Source organism: Pandoraea sp. E26 (assembly GCF_000681415.1).
Classification (GTDB): domain Bacteria; phylum Pseudomonadota; class Gammaproteobacteria; order Burkholderiales; family Burkholderiaceae; genus Pandoraea; species Pandoraea pnomenusa.
In genome coordinates this window covers 20,055-43,544 of sequence record NZ_AYXJ01000031.1, presented here as the reverse complement: position 1 = coordinate 43,544, position 23,490 = coordinate 20,055, and the positions used below count along the sequence as shown (strand labels likewise).

Here is a 23,490-nt window from a genome sequence, read left to right as displayed (position 1 = left end):
GGGCGGAGGCAGCGGCGCATGCCGGGCCGCCATATTCGCTTGTCGAGAGGGTCGTCCGACCGGCCGCGCGGCACATGACATCGATCGATGGAAATTTGGTGCGGTGCCACATTGATTGCACGCTGACTAAGTATTTTCCCTAGGAGTAAAGAAAACCGCGCCACAGCTTGATTTCGGGGCGGCAAAATTCGATTTGTCCACCCTACAAAATGATCGGCGATTGCCGTTAACGGCCTCATGGCGGCCGTTTCGACACGGCGCCATCGAGGCCTCGACCCAGGTCCGGCGGACGAAACGATCGCTGAGGCCCGCTCTTGTTCCGGCGCGTTCGTCGCAACGCCGGGCCCACAAGGTGCGAGATACCGGGCAAGCACGCTAGGCGGCCGCGAAGTGCCGCGTGTCTTTCGAGACCTTACGTGGCAACCAACCAGGCACCGATGCTCGACGCACTGCAATCGCTGCTGGCGACCGTCCAGCGCAATGAGCGCTCGCTAAAACGTTTTCAGGACATCGAGCTGGCGCTCATGGGGGCGCCCGATTTCGGCCAGTTCCTGGAAGTGGTGCTCAATCGCCTGCGCCACGATTTCGACCTCTCCGGCGTTCACCTGATGCTCGCGGAGGTCGACGACACGCTGCGCGACCTCATCGACACGGCCGAGGGTATCCGCGCGCTCGATTCGGGTCTGTGCATTGCACAGGATGCCGGTACGTTTTCCGCCGTCTGCGGCGATGGGCAGCTCTGGATCGGCGCACCGCGCGAGCGTCATGCGCCGTTGTTCGGGGCGCGCATTCCGGCAAGCGCGGTGATCATGCCGCTCGCGCGCAATGGCCGTCATCTCGGGGTGATCGCCCTGGGCAGCCGCGACGCGCGCCGCTTTACCGCCGAGATGGCGACCGATTTCATCGAGCGCTTCGGTGCCGTGGTGGCGGTGTGCCTCGAGAACATGTGGAATCGCGAGCGACTCAAGCGCATCGGCCTGACGGACCCGCTCACCGGGTTGTCGAACCGACGCTACTTCGATCAGCGTCTTCGTGAGGAGGTCGTGCGAGGCGCGCGCTATGGGGCGCCGCTCGCTTGCCTGCTGATCGATATCGACCACTTCAAGCGTGTCAATGACAGCTATGGGCATGCCACCGGCGACCGCGCCTTGCGGGCCGCAAGCGCGTGCATGCGGGCGCAATTGCGCGTGACGGATACGCTCGCGAGATATGGCGGTGAGGAGTTCGCGGCGCTGCTCGTGCAGACGGAACAGAACTGGGCGGGCACCGTGGCCGAGCGCGTGCGGCGTGCCGTCGCCCGACTCGAAGTGCCCGACGATGGCGGCACGCCGGTGCCGCTGACGATTTCCATCGGTCTGGCCAGCGTGCATCCGCGCGACATGACCGATCACGACACGTTGCCGATGCGGCTGCTCGGCGCTGCCGACGCCGCACTCTATGCCGCGAAACGCTCCGGGCGCGACCGCGTGGTCGTGGCACCCGCGGCCAGTCTGCTCTGAGTGCTCCGAGTGCTCAGAGTGCTCTGAGGCGGCATTGATCGGGTATCTCGCTGGTACGAGGGGGACCTTCCCGGGTGGCGCAACGATCGGGCCGATAGACGTATGCGCGACTGACGCACACGTCTAGCGCAAACTGAACCACCCGATCAGCAACGACACCGTTACCACCGACAGCACTGTCGAGATGAGGATCGCCCGCGACGCGACAGCCGCTTCACGTCCATACAGCTGTGCCAGCATGAACGGCCCGGTGCCGATCGGCAATGCAGAGAGCAGCAGCGCGCTGTGCGCCCAGATCGGGGGCAGGTCGAACACGCGAAACGCAAGAAAGCCCGTCACAGCCGGTTGAAACACGAGCTTTAGCCCGACCAGGCGACCTACGGCGCGGGCGATGCGCGGCTCGCGAACCTTGACGGAACGCTGTGCGAGGAACATGCCAATGGCCACCAGTGCGCAGGGACTGGCGGCGCCGCCGAGCAGTGTGGTGAAGTGCAGCACCGGCGCCGGCAGCGTCAGGCCGAGCGCCGCAAAGGCCATGCCGACGAATGGCGAGACGACCAACGGATTGCGCGCGAGCGCGCGTGCGACGAAGCCAGCCGTGCGGCGCCAGTCGGGCGTGGCCTGAAGATCCGTCTCGATGATTGCGATGGAGATCGCGAAGAGCACCGTGGCGGTGAGCAGCATGGCCACGACCACTGCGGGAACGCTGGCGGGACCGAAGGCCACGAGACAAAGCGGCAGCCCCATGAAACCGGCATTGGGATACGCCGCGCCCATGCCTTCGATGCTCGCGTCGGTCAGGCGCCCGCGCACTGTGCGGTCGAGCAGTAGCGAGAGCGCGAACGTTGCGGCCATGCCGCCGCCGAATGCGCCCAGAAAGCCGGGATTGACCAGTTCCGCCCAGGTGATCTGCGCCATCGACTGAAACAGCACGGCAGGCAGGGCGAGATAGACGACAAACCGATTGAGCGCGTCGAGTGCCGCGTCGCCGAGCCATGCGCGACGCGCGCAGAGATAGCCGACAAGGATCAGGCCGAACACGGGCAATGCGGCGGAGATGACGGCTTGCATGATCAGCGCCCCGTCGCCAGTCGGGCGAGCCATTCGCGGCGTGCATTGCCGCCGTCGGCTTCGGTGTGCTCGCGGGCTGCCGTTTCAGCGCCCCGCGCGTCGCCTGCGACGATGCGCGCCACGATGTCGCCGTGCTCGTGCCACACGACTTCCTGCATCGGCATCGCTCCGAGCGTGGCGGCCATGGCGCGCATGATGTGCGGCCATTGCGGTGCAACGGTCTGCGCGATCAACGGATTGCCCGACGCGTCGTGCAGCGCCGTGTGAAACGCCACCTCGACGCGAACCTGTCGCGCCACCGGCGTGCCGTGTGTCATGGCCATCCCCGCGGCGACGGCGTCGTGCAATCGTCGCAACTCGGCGTCGGTCATCGTGTTCGCCGCGACTCGTGTCGCCGCCAGGCGTGCGGCCAGACCGTCAAGCGCAGTGCGCACTTCATAGAGACGGCGCAGATGATCGGCGTCGATGGGCGCGACCTCAAGGCCCTGACGCCCGCTGTCGCAAACCAGCCCGTCGCGCTTGAGCAATTGCAGTGCGTGGCTCACGGGTTGGCGCGACACGCCCAGTGAGTCGGCCAGTTCGGCCTGCCGGATGCGCTCGCCCGGCGGCAGGGTGAGGTCGGCAATGGCGTTGCGCAGACGCGCGTAGACCTGATCGATGAGGACCGGGGCATTGGTCACCGGTTCGAGCGGCGGTAGTGGCGAGTCCGGCGAGTCCGGCACGCAGGACGCCTCGGCCGACGCGCCGGAAGTTGTGAGGTGGGCCATCGGATGCCGGTCGTCGCCGGTATTCGTGATATCTGGAATTCCGAATTCTACGTGAGTGCGCCGATGTGGGCGAGGCTTATTTCGGAATGACGGCGAATGAGGGAAGGGGCACGCGCCTGACCCGAGCCGAGAAATGACGCAGGTGGGACCGGACGCGGCGACACCCGGCGACGCGGTGCGGCAGTGCCTCGCCCGATGGCGAACTCAGTCGCTCGCGTCGAGTTCAGGAGGAGAGACGGTGGCGGCCCGCGCCGGCGTTTGCAGCAGCGCCTGGACGGTCGTGCGCGTGCGCTGGAGGCGGCGGGCAAGCGCCCAGGCATCGGCCTCGCGTTCGAACAGGCCGACGATGAGGTGGGGTTCCGCAGCGAACCCGTCGGAGAACAACCCGACATTCTTGGCGATCATCTCGCTCGCGCGCTCCACGGACACGGTGTACTGGCGCGGCGAGCGGTATTGGTTGATGACAACGGCAAAGGCGCGGGAGAACGCGTCGGACATGCGGGAATCTCCTTTGACGGCGAGCTGCGCGATGCCGGACGACGGGCGCCGATGTCGCGCACCCCGCGGTGCACTTCCGCTGATTGTAGGCGATGGCCGTGCGCGTGTCGGGACAAAACGATGATGCCGCGCAGAAGGCGACAGCGCATGAAAAAGCCGCCGGGCGTGTCGGCGGCACAACGGGGAGAGTGACAGCGCAACCGAAGTTGCCGAAGACGATCCTCGCGCGTGCCGACGACGGCGACGTGAGGCGCATGGGGGGCGCATGGGGGGCGCATGTGGCGCGCATGGGAGGCGGGGATACAAACGGGAAAAGGCGACCCGCCGCGCGCACCGCGCGTCGATCGCCCCATGCGACGTCCGGGAGTGGTCGGTGCGTGGTGCCGGCTATACGAGCACGGGCAACGCCTCCACCACGAGGAACGCGACGAGCGCGCCGACCACGGCACCGACGGCGCGCAAACTGTAGCGCGTGGTGCGGGTCGCGACGGGGATACCGCCGACGAGCAGCGCACCCGCCACCGCCATCGGCAGGAACAACGTCAGGTCGTAAAGATTGAAGTGGAATGCGGGCATCTTTTTGTCTCCTCACCTGAATCGCCTTTCCACTATAGGACGGTGTTGGAGGATGCCCAAGTTTGGTGCGACGCAACATGTTGCGCTGCGCGTACGGGAGGGGCGCGGCAGGCGAGCCCCCGGTCCGTGCGGGAACGTGTAGCGGGGCCGTCAGTCCTCCTGACGCACCGCGTGCATCTTGCGGCGCGCGTTCCACATGGCCATGTCCTTGCGTGTGGGTGTTCGGTCGTTCACGGAGATGCCGGACGACGTGCGTTTGTCGTTGGCAGCGACGTCGCTCGTTTCGCTGCGCGCCTGCACCATCATGACGAGCGTAAACAGCGAGGCGGCAAGCGCCAGCAGGATCAGCTTCATATGGCCCCCGGGTGAGTCTCTGGTCGATCTGGTCGGTTTTATGCGTCGTCGTCCGCATCCTGACCGGTTCTCGTGGTGGAACCGTGCCGGTGCTTGTGGCGCGACGCTTCTGTAGTGCACTGCTTGACGGACAACTCTGACGCGACTGCCTGACGTGCCTGACAGGACGGGACCCGGTGCACCGGATGCCCCGGACGTGTCGCAGCGCCACGCATTGCGCGACGCATCATAGCCGGCGCATGTGACAACTTGTCGTCGCACGCTCGACCGGCCGTGTGCACCGGGTTCGCCGACGCCGTTTCACGTCCTTCTACGTATAGCGACGCGCGCGCGGAAAAGTTTAGAAATCGTGACGATTTTTTTTCGACACAGGCCGAAAGCGTCGAACGACGCGCCGGCGGCCTGCGCCCACCGCGGGCGGCGCGCGGCGTCGACGCGTCCCGGCGCGGGGGCACGCCGGCGGTGTCACGCGTCGTACGGCGAGGTAAGATAGCTGCCACCCATCGCGATGGCCGGCGGCGCGAGTGCCGCGCGCTGCCATTGCCGACTCCCTGAGGATTTCCGGATTCCGTCATGCTCGAACTCATTTCCGAACACCGCTGTTTCGGAGGCGCACAACGCTTCTATCGCCACGCTTCGTCCGTCATCGGCCTGCCGATGCGCTTCTCGGTGTTCATGCCGCCGCAGGCGCGCGACGGTCGCGAGGTGCCCGCGTTGTTCTATCTCGCGGGTCTGACCTGCACGGAAGAGACATTCATGATCAAGGGCGGCGCGCAGTGGTTGGCCGCCGAGCACGGCGTGGCGCTGATCGCTCCCGACACCAGCCCGCGGGGCGCGGGGGTGCCCGGCGAGACGGACGCGTGGGATTTCGGCGTCGGCGCGGGTTTCTATCTCGACGCCACGCAGGCGCCATGGTCGACGCACTACCGCATGTACAGCTATATCGTCGACGAACTGTACGGGCTGGTGAGCGCGTCGTTGCCGATCGATGCCGGACGTATCGGCATCTTCGGACATTCGATGGGGGGGCACGGTGCACTCACGCTGGCGCTGCGCAACCCGGACAAATTCCGCTCGGTGTCGGCCTTCGCACCGATTGCCGCGCCGATGCATTGTCCCTGGGGCGAGAAGGCGTTCACCGGGTATCTCGGCGCGGACCGCCAGGCGTGGCGCCAGTACGATGCGAGCGAGCTGATCGCCCAGGCGGGGCGGGCGGTATTCCCCGAGGGCATCCTCGTCGACCAGGGCCTCAACGACCAGTTCCTCGAGGCGCAACTGCATCCGGACATCTTCGAGCGCGCCTGCCGCGACGCCGGCCAGCCGCTGAACCTGCGTCGCCACAATGGTTACGACCATGGCTACTACTTCATCCAGACCTTCATGGCGGACCACCTGACGCATCACGCCGGGCAACTGCGCGCGTACTGAGCGTCATTCTCCCGCCCGCGGCCGCCGGGCGTGCCATTGCGGTCGTCGAGCCGGTTGACGGTAGCCAGCCCCGGCGGGGATTGCGACCGCGCACAGGTCTAGACCGCGTGCGCGACATACCGGTTCGGCGGCGCCACGATGTCGTCCTGCGCCCGCACGATCTCCAATTCGTAGCTTCCGGCCCGATGCGTGGCGTGCAGCACGGCGTCGACTGCGGCCAGTGTGTGCTCGAAGGCGTCGCGCACCGAATCGCCCTTGAGCCATCGCGCGAGAAAAATGCCGGACGTCAGATCGCCAACGCCCACCGGGTGACGCGAGAAGGGGTAGAGCGGCCGCCGGCCGTGCCACGCCTGATCCTGCGTGACGACCAGCATTTCGAACTGGTCTGCGGGCTTGCCCGCGTATTCCAGGTGCTTCACCAGAATCATCTTCGGTCCGCGAACGAGCAGGGCGCGGCAGGCGGCAAGCGCATCGTCGAACGTTTCGATCGGATGCTGCGACAGCTTCTCCAGTTCGAGATGATTGGGCGTCATGATGTCCGCCGCCGCGGGCATGTGCTCGACCAGAAACTGCTCGATGCCCGGTTTGACCCGGCAGCCCTTTTCCGGATGTCCCATGACCGGGTCGCACAGGTAGATCGCCCCCGGATTGGCGGTCTTGACCCGCTGCACGGCCGCCAGCACGAAGCCCGCCTGCTCCGGGGCGCCGAGATAGCCGGAGAGCACGGCGTCGCAGCGGCCCAGCTCGCCAATGTCGGCGATGCCGTTCACGAGATGCAGGATCTCCTCGCTCGGCAGCGCCTGTCCGGCCCATTTGCCGTATTGCGTGTGATTCGAGAATTGCACCGTGTTGATCGGCCAGACGTTGATCCCGAGGCGACGCATGGGAAATACGGCGGCACTGTTGCCGGCGTGGCCGAAAACGACATGTGACTGGATGCTGAGAATGTTTTTCATGAGGTGACGGAAAAAGGACAACGCCCGCTGGCGGTGCGCTCCCGTCCGGAGACGAAATCGCGCCCGTCGCGGGCGTTGACCGTCAGGTCACCGGACGCGGCGAATGCCGCATCACGATGCCCGACACGTTACTTCTTGGACGTGATGATGGCGTCGGCCACGTTCTTCGGGGCTTCGGCGTAGTGCTTGAACTCCATGGTGTAGGTCGCGCGCCCTTGCGTGAGCGAGCGCAGCGACGTCGAGTACCCGAACATTTCGGACAGCGGCACCTCGGCGCGCACGATCTTGCCGCCGCCCACGATGTCGTCCATGCCTTGCATGATGCCGCGTCGCCCCGAGAGGTCGCCCATCACGTTGCCCATGAACTCTTCCGGGGTTTCGACTTCGACGGCCATCATCGGTTCGAGCAGGACGGGGTCGGCACGTCGCATGGCCTCCTTGAATGCCATCGAACCTGCCATGCGGAACGCATTTTCATTGGAGTCGACGTCGTGGTACGAGCCGAACGTCAGCGTGACCTTGACGTTGACGACCGGATAGCCGGCGACCACGCCGTTGGTGAGCGTCTCGCGAATGCCCTTGTCGACCGCGGGAATGTATTCGCGCGGCACCACGCCGCCCTTGATGGCGTCGACGAATTCGTAAGGCTTCTCCTTGTCCGGCTCGAGCGTGATGACCACGTCGCCGTACTGCCCGCGTCCGCCCGACTGCTTGACGAACTTGCCCTGCACATCCTCGACTTTCCTGCGCACGGTCTCGCGATAGGCGACCTGCGGCTTGCCGACGGTCGCCTCCACGCCGAACTCGCGGCGCATGCGGTCCACCAGGATTTCGAGGTGCAGTTCGCCCATGCCGGAGATGATGGTCTGGCCGGACTCTTCATCGGTCTGCACGCGAAATGACGGGTCTTCCTGCGCCAGGCGGTTGAGCGCGAGGCCCATCTTTTCCTGGTCGCCCTTCGTCTTCGGCTCCACCGCCTGCGAAATCACCGGCTCCGGAAACTCCATCTTTTCCAGAATGATCACGTGGTTCGGGTCGCACAGCGTATCGCCGGTCGTGGCTTCCTTCAGGCCCACGGCGGCGGCGATGTCGCCCGCACGCACTTCCTTGAGTTCCTGGCGCGTGTTCGCGTGCATTTGCAGGATGCGTCCGAGACGCTCCTTCTTGGACTTGAGCGGGTTGAGCACGGTGCCGCCCGACTCGATTACACCGGAATACACGCGGAAGAAGATCAACTGGCCGACGAACGGGTCGGTCATGATCTTGAAGGCGAGTGCGGAGAACGGTTCGTCGTCCGACGGGTGGCGCTCGATTTCCTTGTCGTCTTCATCGTGACCCGCGATGGCGGGCACGTCGACCGGCGAGGGAAGGTAATCGATCACGGCGTCGAGCATGGCCTGCACGCCCTTGTTCTTGAAGGCGGTGCCGCACAGCATCGGCACGATTTCCCCGGCGACCGTGCGCTTGCGCAGGCCTGCCCGGATCTCATCCTCCGTGAGGGTTTCGCCGCCGAGGTACTTTTCGAGCAAGGCTTCGTCGGCCTCGGCCGCGGCCTCGATCATCTTGTCGTGCCATTCCTGGGCCGTGTCCTTGAGATTGGCGGGAATGTCAACGTAGTCGAACTTCACGCCCTTGGACGCCTCGTCCCAGACGATGCCTTTCATCTTCACCAGGTCGACCACACCCTGGAAGTTGTCTTCGGCGCCGATCGGAATCTGGATCGGCACGGCATTGCCGCGCAGGCGTTCGTGGATCTGCTTGTGAACGCGGAAGAAGTCGGCGCCCACGCGGTCCATCTTGTTGACGAACGCGATGCGCGGCACCTTGTACTTGTTGGCCTGGCGCCAGACGGTTTCGGATTGCGGCTGCACGCCGCCGACCGAATCGTAGACCATGCAGGCGCCGTCGAGCACACGCATGGAGCGCTCGACTTCGATGGTGAAGTCGACGTGTCCCGGCGTGTCGATGATGTTGATGCGATGTTCAGGATAGTTGCCGGCCATGCCGCGCCAGAAGCAGGTGGTGGCGGCCGACGTGATCGTGATGCCGCGCTCCTGTTCCTGTTCCATCCAGTCCATCGTGGCAGCGCCTTCGTGGACTTCGCCGAGCTTGTGATTGACGCCGGTGTAGAACAGGATCCGCTCGGTCGTCGTCGTTTTGCCGGCGTCGATGTGAGCACTGATGCCGATGTTTCGGTAGCGCTCGATGGGGGTCTTTCGGGCCACGGTACACCTCTTTTCCAGACGGTGGGGAAAAAGCATAGCAGCAGCCATCATACTCCAATGTCGCAACGCCGCGCTGAGCGCATCGTCGGCCCGAAGGCCAGCGCGGACGGGGATTTGCGGTGGATGACCGATGCGGCGTCAGCGATCAGGCCGCATGGCGCCGACGCGCGAACGCGACCACGCTCGCGCGTGCCGCGTCGTCGGAAAGGCCGGCATTGGCGGCGCTGTCGCCGTCGCCCGCGCGAGCACCCCAGCTCGTCGAGATGGCATCGCCGTCGGCCAGGCGGAACACCGCGACGGCTTCGCGCAGATGGCGCGCCTGGTCTTCGAGCGACCCGGCGGCGGCGGTAGCCTGCTCGACCAGCGCGGCATTCTGCTGCGTGACCTGATCCATCTGCATGACGGCCGTGTTCACCTGTTCTATGCCGCCCGACTGCTCGGCGGACGCGGCCGAGATTTCGCCCATGATGTCGGTTACGCGCTGCACCGCCTGCACGATGTCATGCATCGTGCGGCCCGCATCGCGCACATGCGCGGAGCCGTCCTGCACCTTGCCGACCGACGTTTCGATGAGCGCCTTGATCTCCTTGGCCGCGGCGGCGCTGCGCTGGGCGAGCGTGCGGACTTCGCCCGCCACCACGGCGAAGCCGCGTCCCTGTTCGCCCGCGCGCGCCGCTTCCACGGCCGCGTTCAACGCGAGGATGTTCGTCTGGAACGCGATGCCGTCGATCACGCCGATGATGTCGTTGATCTTCGTCGAGCGCTCGGCAATGTCGTGCATCGAACTCACCGCGCGTTCGACGACGCGTCCGCCTTCGTCGGCGATCTCCGACGCATTCGTGGCGAGCTGGCTGGCTTGTCGTGCGTTGTCGGCGTTCTGGCGAACCGTTGCCGTGAGCTCTTCCATCGACGATGCCGTCTCTTCGAGCGAGGCGGCCTGCTCTTCGGTGCGCGCCGAGAGATCGGTGTTTCCCGCCAGCAACTGGCCCGAGGCCGAGGCAATGGCGGCGGTGCCGCTGCGAACGCGCCGCACGATTTGATCGAGGCTTTCATTCATGTGCTTGAGCGCGGCCATCAACTGTCCGGTCTCGTCGCGACTCGTGACTTCGATGCGGCTGGTAAGGTCGCCTTGCGCCACCCGCTGCGCGACCTGCACGGCGCGCGCGATCGGACGCGTGATGCTGCGCGTGACCGACCAGGCGGCGCCGATGCCCACGATCACGGCCGTCATCCCGATGGCGGCGAGCAGCCACTTGGCGAACGCGATGTCGGCGCTCGTTGCCGCGCCGGTGTCGTCGACGATCTTCTGCTGGAGCGCGACGAGCTCGACGGCCTCTTCCTGCATGGCGTCGAGCGCGGGCAGGGCCTCGCGCTCCGCGATCTCCAGCGCGCCCGCCTGCTGACCCGAGCGCAACTGCGAGAGCGCGGCGGCCCGGGCTTTGACGAAGGCATCGTTGTGCTGCCTGACCGCCGCGATGAGCTGCCGGCCTTGCGGCGTCGACACGTACTTGTCGAGCACCTCCTGTGCTTGGGCGATGCGCGCGAGATTGGCATCGATACGCGCATTCAGTGCATCGCGCCGGGCGGCGTCCGGCGCAGCCACGACTTCGAGCAGGCGGCGTGCGTTGCCGCGAACCATGGCGTCGATGTTGTGCGCGGCGTCGGCTTTCGCCCAGGCGCTGGTGATCAGGGCTTCGTTGGCGCGCTCGATGGCAACGAAACGCACGAGCGCGATGACCAGCATGGCGAGCAGCAAAAGCAGCAATGTGCCGAAGCCGATGGCCAGGCGGGTTCGGATTCTGAGATCGGCGATTCGCATACGGGATGACTCCTTTAGGGATGGGAAGCCGGGCAACGAGGGATGGGTTGCCGTCGGCGTTGCGAGGAGTGGTCGCCGGACTGCCGCGGAACGCGTCGATACGACGGATAGTGCACGACGCGACGTTGGCTCACGCGCCCGTTCGACACGGGTGACGTGTCCGGTGACGCGCGACGGGGGGATTCGATGAAGCCAGTCCGTCTACCTTCGTATACGACAGAAAATGCGACTTCTTAAGGTTTCCGTCGGACAGACGGGGCGGAATCGCGACGGACTCAGGGCGAAAATTCCGACATTCGGGTCAGACGAATCGCACCGCGTAGACGGGGGGCAGGTGCGCGGTGAGGCATTGCCATCGTTCGCCGGCGTTATCGCCGATCCACAGGGCGCCGGTCGTCGAGCCCATGGCGAGGGTGCGGCCGGTGGCGTCGATGTCGAGACCGTGGCGATAGACGAGATCGTAGGAGGGGGTCTCCGGAAGTCCGTGCGAGAGCGAGGTGAACGACTCGCCGCCGTCGCGCGTGCGGGTCACGACGAGCCGGGCATCGACCGGCATGCGGCAGGCGTCGCGTTGCGCGGGCACGAACCACGCGACGTCGGGGTCATGCGGATCGACGGCGACCGCGAAGCCGAAGCTCGACGGCGACGCGTGAATGCGCCGCCATGTCGTGCCGTAGTCGAGCGTGCGGAAGATGCCGTTGTGGTGCTGCGCCCACAAGGCGTTGGGGGCGTCGTGGCATTGCACGAGCCGGTGAACGTCCTGCGCATTCGGGTCGAGACGGCGCTCGGGCGGCATGTAGTCCGCCTCCATGCCGGATGCGGCGAGCGCCCAGGTACGACCGTCGTCGCGCGTGCGCCAGACGCCGCCCGTCGACACCGCCACCATGACCTGCCGGCTGTCACGCGGGTCGATGCAGATCGAATGGATACCCGCATGATCGTAGCCGCCGCCCATCCAGTCAGCCCGTTCCGGACGGTCCCACAGGCCGCGCACCAGTTCCCAGTGCCGGCCGCGGTCGCCCGAGCGGAAAAGACCACCGGGAATGGTACCGGCCCAGAGCACGCCGGGCGCGTCGGGGCCTGCCGCTTCCAGCGACCAGAGCAGATCGACGGAGGGCGCCTGGGTTTGCGACTCGTGTGCCGGTGTCGCCGTCTCCGCACGATTCGCGGGGGGCGCGACCCATGATTCGGGCTGCGCATCGTCTTCGGGCTGCGCATCGTCCGACGCGAACGCGGGCGGCGCAAGCTCGGTCCACGTGCTCGCTTCGCGCTCGCGGCACCAGAGCTTCACGCCGAAGTGCCCGAGATTGAGCGCCGCATAATCGGTGCCGTCGCGCGCGTCGTGCATCACCATGCTGACCGGTTCGCCCGGGAAATCGGGCGTGCTCGACGTCAATTGCCAGATGTCTGCCGTGCGCTGCCACGTGAACAACCCCTTGCGGGTCGCGACCAGCAGCGTCGCTCCAATGACATGTTCCACGATCTGCCTCCTTGGCGCGCGCAGGCCGTCGCGGCGGCCTGCGCGTTGGACTTTTCAGCCGTCTTGCCGGTTTGTCGTTTTCGTTTGTCGTTGTCGTTTGCCGCTGTCGTTTGCCGTATTCGTCTGACGATCTCACCGGATCCGTTTCGTCCCAGCCAGCCCGTGGTGCGCCTCGCCCGGCGCAGGCCGCCGAGGGCGTCATCCGCCCGAGAGCGCCTGTGCGACATAAACGCGGCTGGCGGCATTCAGTGTGTCGCTCAGCGCACTGCGGTCGCGGATCAGGCGACCGTCGACGAAGACCGCCACATGCGCTCGCAGGCGTCCCTGATCGTTGAACAGGTAGCCGCGCAATGCCGGGGTTGCGCCGACGCAGTGCGCCAGCGCGTCGCGCACCGTCGCGCCGTCGACGTCCTGTTCGTCGACAGACACGTGACGCTGGATTGCAGGTGCGAAAGTTACCGTCGCCATGGCGTTGCCGTACGGAAGTTGCCGAGGCCGATGGACCCGGCCATGAGGCCGAGGCCGGGGTCAGGGTGCCAGTGAGACCGCGCGTGTGAGGCTTTCAGTGTAGACAATGAGGAACGCCCGCACACCGGGCGTCGTGCGAATGTTGCGTGTTCGCAGCGCTATGTTGCTCCATAAATAACGCGGATTGCGTTCTATTTGGCCCATCTGGAGCGTATTTGGTGCCCTTTGCATGACGCGCGGCGAGTCTCGGTGCGTGTGGAGCGTGGCCGCGGGGTGTGGCATCGCATATCGGACACTCCCCAACCCCATTGACCTCGTTATTGTTCACCATTATCGGAGTGCCCGCGCGCGCAGTGCCGCAGGCGAATTTCGGGAGGGAGTGATGGCCAGGAGCCGAGGAAAGGACATTGGAATGGGGCGCCTGTCGGAGGCGGTGATCAGGCGTCTGACGCGATTGCATCAGAAAGCGGGGGGCAATGCCGCCGATGCGCCGGCGGTGCGACGCCCGCCGGACGTGGCGAAATGCGAGGGCTATTTTTTGTGGAGCGCGCGTCAGGCCGGATTCATCGGTCGACACGACGGCGCGCTTTCCGGGGGCGGTCGTCAGTTTGTCGCGTGCACGGGGCAGGCGAAGCGGTATGCGAGCGTGGAGCAAGCCAGAGCGGCTGGCGACGGTGTGGTGGGGGACGTCCTGGTCATGTATGGTTACGCCGCCAACGGCCCGCTTTACATCGTCGGGCGTTGACAGCGTGAGGTCATGGGGCGCGGGTGCCGCGCTGGACGTTACTTGCCCAGTTCGTGGCCAATGACACCGCCGACGACGGCGCCGCCGATCGTGCCGGCGGTACTCCCACCGGTTGCCTCGTGACCGATGACGCCGCCTGCGGCTGCGCCACCTAGCGTGCATCCGAAGATGGACGTGCCCATGGTCAGTGCGGCGAGAACCACCAGAATCGACTTCGCTGCTTTCATGATGCGTCTCCTTTGACGGGCTCGCTGCATCCGACGCAACGGTAAGCAGCGACATGGATTCAGCATAGCGTGCGTCTCGAGCGCGGACTATCGGTTGCGACTGAATCGCGTGTAGGACATGGATGACAGTGGGGCGCGTGCCGGTGCCTGCGATCGGCCCAAGGTGTGCGGGGTGCGCCACGTGCGAGCGGACGTCGGTGAACGAATATCGTGATGCATGCGCGGCGGAGGTGTCGCGCGGAACGCGAGGCGGTGCGAAAGCGGGGGGCGAGACGGGGGAGTGTCCGCGTGGAGAAGCAAAAAGCCCGCCGAAGCGGCGGGCTTTTTGTCGGATGGCTTGGTGGGGCGTGAGTGACTCGAACACTCGACCTACGGATTAAGAGTCCGCTGCTCTACCAACTGAGCTAACGCCCCGGTGCTACCGGGAACAAAAAAGGCTGCAAGCGGTGCAGCCTTTTTGATGTGGTCTGGTGGGGCGTGAGTGACTCGAACACTCGACCTACGGATTAAGAGTCCGCTGCTCTACCAACTGAGCTAACGCCCCGATACAACCGGGAATAAAAAAGGCTGCACGGCGCAGCAGCCTTTTTCAAAATTCGTTTGGTGGGGCGTGAGTGACTCGAACACTCGACCTACGGATTAAGAGTCCGCTGCTCTACCAACTGAGCTAACGCCCCAACGAGACCGAGATAATATCGGCTCTTCCGCATGGGGTCAACCCTTAATGATGAAAATCCGCAAAATGGCTCAGGCGAGCAGCGGGACGAGCTCGAAGGCGAGCACCGCGAGCACGGCGCCGACCACGACGAGCAGCGAACGCCAGCACATTCGCAGGGTGCCTTTGCAAGGCATGGCGCCGACCGCGATCGCACCGAATACCGCGATCGCGAACATGGTGACGAGTTGGGCGTTGGAGAGGTTGGGCATGAGCATCGTCGAATCTCCCTGCCTGGATTACGCGATGTGGAACGCGCTTCAAGTATAGAAAGCGGCACTCTCCAAGCAAAGCGGCACGGCAACCGGGATTTCCCCAGTGGCCGCGCCGTGCGTGCTTGCGTTACGAATATTCCGATGCGTTGCGTTCCTCGGCTGCCGTGCCGGCGTTTCGCCAACGTCTTGCCCGGATTCTACGATTCGAAGTTACTCAGGCAGATCGAGAATCAGAATGATGGTCCATGCGTCTTCGCCTTCGTGATGGTACTGACGCTCCACCACGATGAACGGTTGCTTCTTTTCGCCCTGGCCGAGGAACAGCACGTCGCCTTCGGCCGGCATGCATTCGATCGGCGGCAACGCGAGAGGGGTGCCCTTGGGGACGAGTCGCTCGGCCTTCTTGGCCGCACGTTCGGTCCACTCGATATCGAATTCGATCTGACTCACCGGATGATCCTGTCTATGCAAATTGAAACGGCTGCATGGTAGCACGCAGTCCGGGCAGGTCGCGACAAGTGAAGGGCAACGCCCGAGGTCGGTGTAGGAGAAGAGGTGACGCAGCACAGGCCGGCGATGCCGTCCCGCCTGTGCGCGTCATGCCGCGCCACCGGGGTACGGCGACACGGCGAGGGGCCGCAAGCGCATGGCGATGCCGTGCCGGGCGCAGTTCAGGGGTTCGAGTGCCGCATCTCGCCGCTCTCGCGGGCGCGGATCAGTTCCTCGTACACCTGTGCACGTGTCTTCGTCGACGCGCTGGCGCGATCGGCGAACGCCGGGTATTCGTAATCGTTTTGCGGGATGAGACCTTGTGCGCGGGCTTCGGCCAGTTCCTCGCGTACCTTTTCGCGCGACACATGCGATGCCGGCGAAGCGGACGAAGTTTGTGCGATCCAGGCGAGCTGCGAACCTTCAGGGTACGCGTCGCTGGTGCGGCCTGCCTGTGCAAGGGCAGTTCCGGCGGCGGTGATCAGCACGGCCGACATCAGGGCTGAGGCAATGCGTTGGCGATTCATGATGAGGTTTCCTGTTTTCTTCGACTGCGGGCGGGCTGTGCATCGGTACCGGCACCCTGCTGGAGCAGGTGCGGTAGGCATTGCCTGTGGCCGTTGAAAGCAGGATAGGCTTTCGGCTATCGCAGAAAAACAGCGATTGCGCCAAGGAATCATTACGTAAATCGCAACAATGGGCCCTTGTGTAGCCCTAAGCGAGGCGAAAAAAACGCCACCTCGAGGGTGGCGTATTCGTTCCCGATGCAGCGGCGCTGCGCGGCCCCGGGGCCGCGTGGTGCACTCAGCGCGTGGCGATCGCGACGGCGGCGCCGGCCATGACCGTGCCTGTCGCGCGATTCAAGCGCCGCACCGCGCGGGCCGAGCTTAGCAGTCTTCGCGCCCGCGCGGCGAGCGCGATGTACGAGCCGAACACAATGGCGAGCACCGCGAGTGTGACGCCGACGACTTCGACGTAACCGAGTGCCGTGACGCGTTGCAAATCGAGCAGGTTGGGCAGCAGGGCGAAGTAGAAAACGACGACCTTGGGATTACCCATCGTCACTGACAGGCCGCCAAGGAACAGGCGCCACGATTGTTCGCGCGGCGCGGCGCTCAACGGCTCGGCGGGGGCGCTGGCGGGCGCGTGCCACATCTTCCAGGCGAGATACAGGAGATAGGCGGCACCCGCGTACTTGATCGCCAGGAAAACGCCCGAGAACGTGTGCGCCAACGCGGCCACACCGAGCACGGCGAGCGTGAGCCAGACAACGTCGCCGATCGCGACGCCAGCGGAGAAGGCGATCGCGCCTTGCGTGCCGCGTCCGAGCACGCGCGCCACGATTGCGGCGATGCCCGGGCCGGGCGTACCTGCGCCCACGAACAGCGCCAGGGCGAAAGTCAGCAAATGTGTCCAGTCCATCGCGGTGTCTCCTCGCGGTGATGACGATCGGAATGATTCGAAAGGGGGGCGCTTACCGGACGCCGACGCTTACCCGTGCGCGCGATGACAGTGCACCAGGCGGGGCGGGCGTCTCAGGCGCCGATCCACGGCAAATTGCGGAAGCACCAGCCGCTGACGTGCTTGCGGTGGCCGGCGCTGTCCTTGTCGCCCTCGAAGCCTTCGAGGATGTCGAACGACTTCGTGAACCCGGCTTCGTAGGCGACCTTGGCAGCCGCCTTGGAGCGCGCGGCGCTGCGGCACAGGAACAGCAGCGGTGCATTCCTGTCGGGGGCCTGCGACGTCAGCTGCTCCAGAAAATGCTCGTTGGGCACGCCGCCCGGATACCGCACCCATTCGACGTTAGCGTACTGGCCGTCCGGCACTTGCGGGCGGCCCACCCAGTCGAGTTCGGCGCGGGTGCGCACGTCGATCAGACGCACGTTCGCGTCGGCATTGAGCAGCGCCATCGCTTCTTCGGGCGTCACCGCCCCGGCGTAGGCGAGTTGTCCGGTGGCACGGCGTTGTTCGGCTTGTTCGAGAATGGCTTTGGCGCTTGTCATATTGCTGTGATCTCGCTGGTCGAAGGTTGTCCTTCATTCTAGCGTGCACTTTACGGGAGGTGCGCATTCCGTCAATCGGACAAATGTCGCCCGGCGGTGGTCGGGAGGCGGACGTGCAAAGGCGTGGCGCGGTAATGCGCATCCGGACGGTGCGAGTCGCTGCACAACTTCGGTTCGTCGGTAACCGATGGCGGCACCGAAAAGGTGCATAATCTCTGAATGCACCATATCGGTGATGTTTTAGCACGTGACGCACCGAAATGGAGAATCGCGGTCCACAAGCGGGAATTCGGCGCTGGTCGCACCAGAATCGAATATTTCCTTAGAAATCAGTGGGTGAGGATGATGCGACGCGGGTCGGTGCCACGTTGGCACGCTTCCTGCTTAACACAGGCGAATCCGAACACGGAGTTCGTTAAGAGGGTGCGGCGACGCGGGCGATGAGCGCCAGCAGCGCCAGATTGAATCTTTCGGGAGATAGCATGAGCAAATCTGTGGCAGATGTGATGAATCTGGTCAAGGAAGAAGACGTCAAGTTCGTCGACTTCCGCTTTACCGATACGCGCGGTAAGGAACAACACGTCTCGGTGCCGGTGTCGCACTTCGACGCAGACAAGTTCGAGAGCGGCCACGCTTTCGACGGTTCGTCGATCGCAGGCTGGAAGGGCATCGAAGCCTCGGACATGCTGCTGGTGCCGGACGCGAACACCGCGTACGTCGACCCGTTCTACGAAGAAAGCACGCTGGTGCTGACCTGCGACGTGATCGAACCGGCCGACGGCAAGGGCTATGACCGCGATCCGCGCTCGATCGCCAAGCGCGCCGAAGCGTATCTGAAGAGCACGGGCCTGGGCGACACCGCTTTCTTCGGTCCGGAGCCGGAATTCTTCATTTTCGACTCGGTCCAGTGGAAGACCGACATGTCGGGCACGTTCGTGAAGATCAACTCGGAAGAAGCCCCGTGGTCGTCGTCGCAAGACTTCGAAGGCGGCAACACCGGTCACCGTCCGGGCACGAAGGGCGGCTACTTCCCGGTCGCTCCGGTCGACACGTTCCAGGACATGCGCTCGGAAATGTGCCTGTTGCTCGAGCAACTCGGCGTGCCCGTCGAAGTCCACCACCATGAAGTGGCAGGCCAGGGCCAGAACGAAATCGGCACGAAGTTCTCGACGCTGGTCCAGCGCGCCGACTGGACGCAGATCCTGAAGTACGTGGTGCACAACGTGGCGCATAGCTACGGCAAGACGGCCACGTTCATGCCGAAGCCGATCGTTGGCGACAACGGTTCGGGCATGCACATCCACCAGTCGATCTGGAAGGACGGTCAGAACCTGTTCGCCGGTAACGGCTACGGCGGTCTGTCGGAGTTCGCGCTGTACTACATTGGCGGCATCATCAAGCACGCCCGTGCCCTGAACGCGATCACGAACCCGTCGACGAACTCGTACAAGCGTCTCGTGCCGCACTTCGAAGCGCCGGTGAAGCTGGCCTACTCGGCCCGTAACCGTTCGGCCTCGATCCGCATTCCGTACGTTGCCAACCCGAAGGGCCGCCGCATCGAAGCGCGCTTCCCGGACCCGATGGCCAACCCGTACCTGGCATTCTCGGCCATGCTGATGGCCGGCCTGGACGGCGTGCAGAACAAGATCCACCCGGGCGAGGCTGCCGACAAGAACCTGTACGACCTGCCGCCGGAAGAGGATGCAAAGATCCCGACCGTGTGCGCGAGCCTCGAACAGGCCCTCGAGTATCTGAACGAAGACCGCGAGTTCCTCACGCGCGGTGGCGTGTTCACCGACGGCATGCTCGATTCGTACATCGCACTGAAGACGGACGAAGCGCGCCGTGTGGCCATGACCACGCACCCGCTCGAGTTCGAACTGTACTACTCGCTGTAATCGAATCGCTGCGCAGGGAATGCGCCGGCATGACGGAACGCCAGCGGCCGACCGTCATGCTCGACATGCAAGGGGGATGGCCGCGGCCGTCCCCCTTTTTTATCCGTCGCCGCAAGGCGTATTCCTGCATAGCGGGTCATGAACCTATCGCCTCGATCCTTGATGAAAAGTGTCCGCGCTGGTGCGAAACCGACCGCAAGTCCGCGCGCGCCTGCCACTGACGATTCGCCCTCCGGCGTCGGCGCCGCGCCTGGCCAGGCGCCGGCGTTGCCTGCGAGTGTCGATCCGTGGGAGGCGAAGCTCGCGGCCACCGGCATCCTGCCCGGCCTCGAAGCCTTGCCCACCGTGTTGCTCGTGCTCGAAAAGCACTCGCTGCGTGTCGTCTTCGCGAACCCGGCGGCCGAGGCCCTGCTCGCGCTCTCGCGCCGTTCGCTGTCGCAGATGACGTGGAACGACGTGTTCACGAACGGTGAGGTGCTGGCGTCGACGATGGTCGACCTCATCGCCAACCGCTTTCAGACCACACGCCTCGATCTGGTGCTCGAGCGCACCGCGCAGGAGCCTTTGCACACGCATGCGATCGTCGCGGCCCCCGAGTCGGCGCCCGATTTCGTGATCGTCGAGCTGATCGAGAACGAGCAGAAGCTCAAAAACGAGCGCGAAGAACGCATCATCGATCAGGCGCTGATGAACAAGCAGCTCATTCGCAATCTGGCGCATGAGATCAAGAATCCCCTGGGCGGGATTCGCGGGGCGGCGCAGTTGCTGGAATTCGAGCTCGATCAACGCGAGTTGCGCGAGTACACGCAGGTCATTATCAAGGAGTCCGACCGGTTGCAAACGCTGGTCGACCGCCTGCTGGAACCTCACCGGCACCCGTATATCGCCACCGACGTGAACATTCACGAAGTCTGCGAGCGAGTGCGCTCCGTAGTGCTCGCGGAGTTCCCGCAGGGTCTGTCGATCGAGCGGGATTACGACGTGAGCCTGCCCGATTTTCGCGGCGACAAGGAGCAACTCATCCAGGCGTTGCTCAACATCGTGCGCAACGGCGCGGAAGCCTTGCGCGAGCAGATCGCGCGCGGCGATGCACGCATCGTGCTGCGCACGCGCGTGGCGCGAAAGATCACGATTGCCAAGCGACTGCACAAGCTGGCATTGGAATTGCATGTGATCGACAACGGGCCTGGCATTCCCGCCGACATTCGCGATCGCATCTTCTACCCGCTCGTTTCCGGGCGCGAGGGAGGAAGCGGTCTGGGACTCACGCTGGCGCAGTCGTTCGTGCAGCGTCACGACGGTCTGATCGAATGCGAAAGCCGGCCCGGACGGACGGATTTTCGAATCCTGCTGCCCCTGGGCTGATTCGGCCCTCACGCCGTTGGCCGTAGCACCTGCGGCCGGGCATAGACGTTACACGGTGAACAATGAAGCCGATCTGGATAGTAGACGACGACCAATCGATTCGATGGGTGCTGGAAAAGGCGCTCACGCGCGCCAACTTGCCGGTGCGCAGCTTTACGGGCCCGCGCGAGGCGAGCGCGGCACTCGAGCACGACTCGCCGCAGGTGCTGGTCTCGGACATCCGCATGGCGGGCGGGTCCGGGCTCGAGCTGCTGCAAACCGTGAAGCAGCGGTATCCGGGCCTGCCGGTCATCATCATGACGGCGTTCTCGGACCTCGACAGCGCGGTTGCCGCGTTTCAGGGCGGTGCGTTCGAGTATCTGGCCAAGCCGTTCGACGTGGATCGCGCGGTCGAGCTGATCCTGCGCGCGGTCGAAGAAAGTCTGCGTGAAGCCACGGATGATGAGCGCATCACCGAAGAACCCGAGATTCTCGGTCAGGCGAGCGCGATGCAGGACGTGTTTCGCGCCATCGGGCGCTTGTCCCACTCGAGCGCCACGGTGCTCATCACCGGCGAGTCGGGCTCGGGCAAGGAACTGGTCGCGCGGGCGCTGCACCGGCATTCGCCGCGCGCATCCGGCCCGTTCATCGCGCTCAACACGGCGGCGATTCCCAAGGACCTCCTGGAGTCCGAACTGTTTGGTCATGAACGCGGTGCGTTCACGGGCGCGCAGGCCACACGTCGCGGCCGTTTCGAGCAAGCCGAGAGCGGCACCCTGTTTCTCGATGAAATCGGCGATATGCCGCTCGATCTGCAAACGCGGTTGTTGCGCGTGCTTTCGGACGGCAATTACTACCGCGTGGGCGGGCACAGCCCGATCAAGGCGAATGTGCGCGTCATCGCCGCCACGCACCAGAATCTTGAAGACCGCGTGCGTCAGGGCCTGTTCCGCGAGGACTTGTATCACCGGCTTAACGTGATTCGTCTGCGCTTGCCGTCGTTGCGCGAGCGCAGCGAGGACATCCCGCTGCTGGTGCGCCATTTCCTGCAAAAGAGCGCGCGGGAGTTGGGCGTCGAGACCAAGCGCATCAGCGAGGCGGCGCTGGCGCATCTGACGCGCTTCCCGTTCCCGGGCAACGTGCGCCAGCTGGAAAACCTGAGCAACTGGCTGACGGTCATGGCCCCGGCGCAGACGGTGGAGATCAAGGATCTGCCACCCGAATTCCAGACGCTCGCGCCCGCATCGATTTCCGCAGTGGCAAGTGCTCCCGCGTATGCCGGGGCACCGGCCGGGGCCGCGCCCGCGGGCGCTGGCGCTGGCGCGCCCGGTTATGGCGTCGGAGGCGGCGCATCGGTGTCAGGCGTGGCGGGCATGGCGAACGGGATGCCGATGGCATCGGGCGCGTCCGCGCCTGCCGGGGTGGGCGCGACGCCGGGGGACATGGCCGGCGCGGAGAGCTGGGAGCCGATCTTGCGTCGTGAGGTTGCCCGGCTGTTGCGCTCGGCGTCGCCCGACGTCATGGACCAGCTCACGCGCCGCTTCGAGACGGCCCTCATCAACGAGGCCCTCGATTTCACGCGTGGACGAAAGGTCGAGGCCGCCAGCCGTCTCGGCATCGGTCGGAACACCATCACGCGCAAGATCCAGGAGCTCGGGCTGGAAACCTGAGACGAATCGCGGTAGCCTCGCAGGCTTTACGATCGAGCGACGAGGAGGCCGGGGCATATGGCAAAACGCATTCTGTTGACGGGCGCTACCGGGCAGGTGGGCTGGGAATTGGCGCGTTGCCTGCAGGGTATGGGTGAGGTGCTTGCGCCCGGCCGACAGGCAATGGACCTGCTCGATACCGACAGCGTGGTGCGCACCTTGCGCGATTTCGCGCCCGACGTGATTGTCAATCCGGCGGCCTATACGGCCGTCGACCGGGCGGAGACGGACGAGGCGGCCGCGTACCAGGTCAACGCCGTGGTGCCGGGAATCATGGCCGAAGAAGCCCGGCGCCTCGGCGCGCTCCTCGTGCATTACTCCACCGACTACGTTTTCGACGGCACCTCCACCACGCCGTACCGCGAAGACGAGCCCACCCATCCGCAAAATGCCTACGGTCGCACCAAACTGGCCGGCGAGGCCGCCATCGCGGCCAGTGGCGCGAATCATCTGATTCTGCGCACCAGTTGGGTCTACGGGACGCGCGGGGCGAACTTCCTGCTCACGGTGCAACGGCTCGCACGCGAGCGTGACGAGCTGCGCATCGTCGCCGATCAGCAGGGCGCGCCGACCTGGTGCCGAACGATCGCCGAGCTGACCTCCCAGGTATTGGTGCAGGGCATGGGCGAATCCGGGGCCGACGCCGACTTCTGGCGCGAGCATGGCGGTCTTTACCACCTGACGGCCGCAGGACAGACGACCTGGCACGGCTTTACCGAGGCAATCCTCGACTTGAGCCAACCGGAGAAGCGTCCCAACGTTGTGCCGATTCCGACTTCCGCTTATCCCTTGCCGGCAAAGCGTCCGGCGTATTCGGTGCTGGACAACGACAAGCTGGCGCGTACGTTCGGCCTGCGGGCACCCGACTGGCGCGACGCGCTCGCGCTCTGTCTCGCCTGACCCGCCGCGCCGTTGACGCACCCTCACGGCGCTGCGTGAAATCGGAAATTCCTTAGCACGCAGCGCTTCGTTCGTTGGGCACTATGGTCGCTTTTTGCGCGCGT

23 protein-coding genes and 3 tRNA genes are annotated in these 23,490 nt (G+C 65.1%); 7 read left to right on the top strand and 19 right to left on the bottom strand.

Annotated features, from left to right (window positions below; all coding sequences use genetic code 11):
* Positions 1–416 precede the first annotated feature (416 nt).
* Entirely contained in the window at positions 417–1,499 is a 1,083-nt protein-coding gene (locus W930_RS0120090) for a GGDEF domain-containing protein (RefSeq protein ID WP_023596402.1), read from the top strand.
* A gap of 123 nt (positions 1,500–1,622) precedes the next feature.
* Here W930_RS0120090 and W930_RS0120085 read toward each other — a convergent pair whose 3' ends face one another.
* From W930_RS0120085 to W930_RS0120065, 5 genes are all read right to left on the bottom strand, one after another.
* Positions 1,623–2,570 carry an AEC family transporter gene (locus tag W930_RS0120085; RefSeq protein ID WP_023874066.1) on the bottom strand — a complete coding sequence of 316 codons (948 nt, stop codon included), beginning with the start codon at positions 2,568–2,570 and terminating at the stop codon, positions 1,623–1,625.
* Positions 2,571–2,572: 2 nt separating this feature from the next.
* Positions 2,573–3,337 carry a GntR family transcriptional regulator gene (locus W930_RS0120080; protein ID WP_024788535.1) on the bottom strand — a complete coding sequence of 255 codons (765 nt, stop codon included), beginning with the start codon at positions 3,335–3,337 and terminating at the stop codon, positions 2,573–2,575.
* Between the two features lie 204 nt (positions 3,338–3,541).
* On the bottom strand, positions 3,542–3,835 hold the full coding sequence (locus tag W930_RS0120075; protein WP_023874068.1) for a hypothetical protein: 294 nt from the start codon (positions 3,833–3,835) through the stop codon (positions 3,542–3,544).
* A 387-nt stretch (positions 3,836–4,222) separates the two neighbouring features.
* Complete coding sequence (locus W930_RS0120070) at positions 4,223–4,411, bottom strand: hypothetical protein (RefSeq protein ID WP_023596398.1); 189 nt, start codon at positions 4,409–4,411, stop codon at positions 4,223–4,225.
* Positions 4,412–4,561: 150 nt separating this feature from the next.
* Positions 4,562–4,765 carry a hypothetical protein gene (locus W930_RS0120065; protein ID WP_023596397.1) on the bottom strand — a complete coding sequence of 68 codons (204 nt, stop codon included), beginning with the start codon at positions 4,763–4,765 and terminating at the stop codon, positions 4,562–4,564.
* A 573-nt stretch (positions 4,766–5,338) separates the two neighbouring features.
* Here W930_RS0120065 and fghA point away from each other — a divergent pair.
* Positions 5,339–6,193 carry an S-formylglutathione hydrolase gene (gene fghA, locus W930_RS0120060; RefSeq protein ID WP_023596396.1) on the top strand — a complete coding sequence of 285 codons (855 nt, stop codon included), beginning with the start codon at positions 5,339–5,341 and terminating at the stop codon, positions 6,191–6,193.
* A gap of 98 nt (positions 6,194–6,291) precedes the next feature.
* Here the strand turns inward: fghA and pdxY are convergent, their stop codons facing one another.
* From pdxY to W930_RS0120035, 5 genes are all read right to left on the bottom strand, one after another.
* Positions 6,292–7,149, bottom strand: a complete 858-nt coding sequence (gene pdxY, locus W930_RS0120055) for a pyridoxal kinase PdxY (protein ID WP_023874069.1) — start codon at positions 7,147–7,149, stop codon at positions 6,292–6,294.
* Positions 7,150–7,277: 128 nt separating this feature from the next.
* Entirely contained in the window at positions 7,278–9,374 is a 2,097-nt protein-coding gene (gene fusA / locus W930_RS0120050; protein WP_023596394.1) for an elongation factor G, read from the bottom strand.
* A gap of 145 nt (positions 9,375–9,519) precedes the next feature.
* Complete coding sequence (locus tag W930_RS31080) at positions 9,520–11,193, bottom strand: methyl-accepting chemotaxis protein (RefSeq protein ID WP_023596393.1); 1,674 nt, start codon at positions 11,191–11,193, stop codon at positions 9,520–9,522.
* A gap of 301 nt (positions 11,194–11,494) precedes the next feature.
* Positions 11,495–12,661: a hypothetical protein gene (locus W930_RS0120040; protein WP_029754072.1), complete on the bottom strand. Its 1,167-nt coding sequence runs from the start codon at positions 12,659–12,661 to the stop codon at positions 11,495–11,497.
* 210 nt (positions 12,662–12,871) lie between these two features.
* The gene (locus tag W930_RS0120035; RefSeq protein ID WP_023596391.1) at positions 12,872–13,141 is read right to left on the bottom strand and encodes a MoaD/ThiS family protein; all 270 of its coding nucleotides are present in this window, start codon (positions 13,139–13,141) and stop codon (positions 12,872–12,874) included.
* A 412-nt stretch (positions 13,142–13,553) separates the two neighbouring features.
* On the opposite strand from W930_RS0120035, the gene W930_RS0120030 reads away from it, so the two are divergent.
* Positions 13,554–13,886, top strand: a complete 333-nt coding sequence (locus W930_RS0120030; RefSeq protein ID WP_023596390.1) for a hypothetical protein — start codon at positions 13,554–13,556, stop codon at positions 13,884–13,886.
* Positions 13,887–13,924: 38 nt separating this feature from the next.
* Here W930_RS0120030 and W930_RS0120025 read toward each other — a convergent pair whose 3' ends face one another.
* The 9 genes from W930_RS0120025 to W930_RS0119985 form a co-directional block, all read right to left on the bottom strand.
* Positions 13,925–14,113, bottom strand: coding sequence for a glycine zipper 2TM domain-containing protein (locus W930_RS0120025; RefSeq protein WP_023596389.1), 189 nt, complete (start codon positions 14,111–14,113; stop codon positions 13,925–13,927).
* A gap of 338 nt (positions 14,114–14,451) precedes the next feature.
* A tRNA-Lys gene (locus W930_RS0120020) sits at positions 14,452–14,527 on the bottom strand.
* A 54-nt stretch (positions 14,528–14,581) separates the two neighbouring features.
* Positions 14,582–14,657: transfer RNA gene (locus tag W930_RS0120015), tRNA-Lys, on the bottom strand.
* 57 nt (positions 14,658–14,714) lie between these two features.
* A tRNA-Lys gene (locus W930_RS0120010) sits at positions 14,715–14,790 on the bottom strand.
* A gap of 70 nt (positions 14,791–14,860) precedes the next feature.
* A complete protein-coding gene (locus W930_RS0120005) occupies positions 14,861–15,046 on the bottom strand; it encodes a hypothetical protein (RefSeq protein WP_023874072.1) in 186 nt (61 codons plus the stop codon).
* A 207-nt stretch (positions 15,047–15,253) separates the two neighbouring features.
* Complete coding sequence (locus tag W930_RS0120000; RefSeq protein ID WP_023596387.1) at positions 15,254–15,493, bottom strand: hypothetical protein; 240 nt, start codon at positions 15,491–15,493, stop codon at positions 15,254–15,256.
* A gap of 221 nt (positions 15,494–15,714) precedes the next feature.
* Positions 15,715–16,059, bottom strand: a complete 345-nt coding sequence (locus tag W930_RS29300; RefSeq protein WP_023596386.1) for a DUF4148 domain-containing protein — start codon at positions 16,057–16,059, stop codon at positions 15,715–15,717.
* Positions 16,060–16,336: 277 nt separating this feature from the next.
* Positions 16,337–16,954, bottom strand: a complete 618-nt coding sequence (locus W930_RS0119990) for a LysE family translocator (RefSeq protein ID WP_023596385.1) — start codon at positions 16,952–16,954, stop codon at positions 16,337–16,339.
* Positions 16,955–17,067: 113 nt separating this feature from the next.
* Positions 17,068–17,535: a rhodanese-like domain-containing protein gene (locus W930_RS0119985; RefSeq protein ID WP_023596384.1), complete on the bottom strand. Its 468-nt coding sequence runs from the start codon at positions 17,533–17,535 to the stop codon at positions 17,068–17,070.
* 482 nt (positions 17,536–18,017) lie between these two features.
* Here W930_RS0119985 and glnA point away from each other — a divergent pair, with 482 nt between their 5' ends.
* The 4 genes from glnA (at position 18,018) to rfbD (ending at position 23,386) form a co-directional block, all read left to right on the top strand.
* Positions 18,018–19,433 (top strand): type I glutamate--ammonia ligase, encoded by a 1,416-nt coding sequence (gene glnA / locus W930_RS0119980; protein WP_023596383.1) that lies wholly within the window; start codon positions 18,018–18,020, stop codon positions 19,431–19,433.
* A gap of 267 nt (positions 19,434–19,700) precedes the next feature.
* On the top strand, positions 19,701–20,798 hold the full coding sequence (gene glnL, locus W930_RS0119975; protein ID WP_024788533.1) for a nitrogen regulation protein NR(II): 1,098 nt from the start codon (positions 19,701–19,703) through the stop codon (positions 20,796–20,798).
* 62 nt (positions 20,799–20,860) lie between these two features.
* Complete coding sequence (gene ntrC, locus W930_RS0119970) at positions 20,861–22,447, top strand: nitrogen regulation protein NR(I) (RefSeq protein ID WP_023596381.1); 1,587 nt, start codon at positions 20,861–20,863, stop codon at positions 22,445–22,447.
* Between the two features lie 57 nt (positions 22,448–22,504).
* On the top strand, positions 22,505–23,386 hold the full coding sequence (gene rfbD / locus W930_RS0119965; RefSeq protein WP_023874074.1) for a dTDP-4-dehydrorhamnose reductase: 882 nt from the start codon (positions 22,505–22,507) through the stop codon (positions 23,384–23,386).
* Positions 23,387–23,490 lie beyond the last annotated feature (104 nt).

Excerpts from the sequence above, each read along its gene's own strand:
- W930_RS0120085 (WP_023874066.1), bottom strand. The coding sequence starts at position 2,570 with ATGCAAGCCGTCATCTCCGCCGCATTGCCCGTGTTCGGCCTGATCCTT.
- W930_RS0120080 (WP_024788535.1), bottom strand. The coding sequence starts at position 3,337 with ATGGCCCACCTCACAACTTCCGGCGCGTCGGCCGAGGCGTCCTGCGTG.
- W930_RS0120075 (WP_023874068.1), bottom strand. The coding sequence starts at position 3,835 with ATGTCCGACGCGTTCTCCCGCGCCTTTGCCGTTGTCATCAACCAATAC.
- W930_RS0120070 (WP_023596398.1), bottom strand. The coding sequence starts at position 4,411 with ATGCCCGCATTCCACTTCAATCTTTACGACCTGACGTTGTTCCTGCCG.
- W930_RS0120065 (WP_023596397.1), bottom strand. The coding sequence starts at position 4,765 with ATGAAGCTGATCCTGCTGGCGCTTGCCGCCTCGCTGTTTACGCTCGTC.
- fghA (WP_023596396.1), top strand. The coding sequence starts at position 5,339 with ATGCTCGAACTCATTTCCGAACACCGCTGTTTCGGAGGCGCACAACGC.
- pdxY (WP_023874069.1), bottom strand. The coding sequence starts at position 7,149 with ATGAAAAACATTCTCAGCATCCAGTCACATGTCGTTTTCGGCCACGCC.
- W930_RS31080 (WP_023596393.1), bottom strand. The coding sequence starts at position 11,193 with ATGCGAATCGCCGATCTCAGAATCCGAACCCGCCTGGCCATCGGCTTC.
- W930_RS0120035 (WP_023596391.1), bottom strand. The coding sequence starts at position 13,141 with ATGGCGACGGTAACTTTCGCACCTGCAATCCAGCGTCACGTGTCTGTC.
- W930_RS0120030 (WP_023596390.1), top strand. The coding sequence starts at position 13,554 with ATGGGGCGCCTGTCGGAGGCGGTGATCAGGCGTCTGACGCGATTGCAT.
- W930_RS0120025 (WP_023596389.1), bottom strand. The coding sequence starts at position 14,113 with ATGAAAGCAGCGAAGTCGATTCTGGTGGTTCTCGCCGCACTGACCATG.
- W930_RS0120005 (WP_023874072.1), bottom strand. The coding sequence starts at position 15,046 with ATGCTCATGCCCAACCTCTCCAACGCCCAACTCGTCACCATGTTCGCG.
- W930_RS29300 (WP_023596386.1), bottom strand. The coding sequence starts at position 16,059 with ATGAATCGCCAACGCATTGCCTCAGCCCTGATGTCGGCCGTGCTGATC.
- W930_RS0119990 (WP_023596385.1), bottom strand. The coding sequence starts at position 16,954 with ATGGACTGGACACATTTGCTGACTTTCGCCCTGGCGCTGTTCGTGGGC.
- W930_RS0119985 (WP_023596384.1), bottom strand. The coding sequence starts at position 17,535 with ATGACAAGCGCCAAAGCCATTCTCGAACAAGCCGAACAACGCCGTGCC.
- glnA (WP_023596383.1), top strand. The coding sequence starts at position 18,018 with ATGAGCAAATCTGTGGCAGATGTGATGAATCTGGTCAAGGAAGAAGAC.
- ntrC (WP_023596381.1), top strand. The coding sequence starts at position 20,861 with ATGAAGCCGATCTGGATAGTAGACGACGACCAATCGATTCGATGGGTG.
- rfbD (WP_023874074.1), top strand. The coding sequence starts at position 22,505 with ATGGCAAAACGCATTCTGTTGACGGGCGCTACCGGGCAGGTGGGCTGG.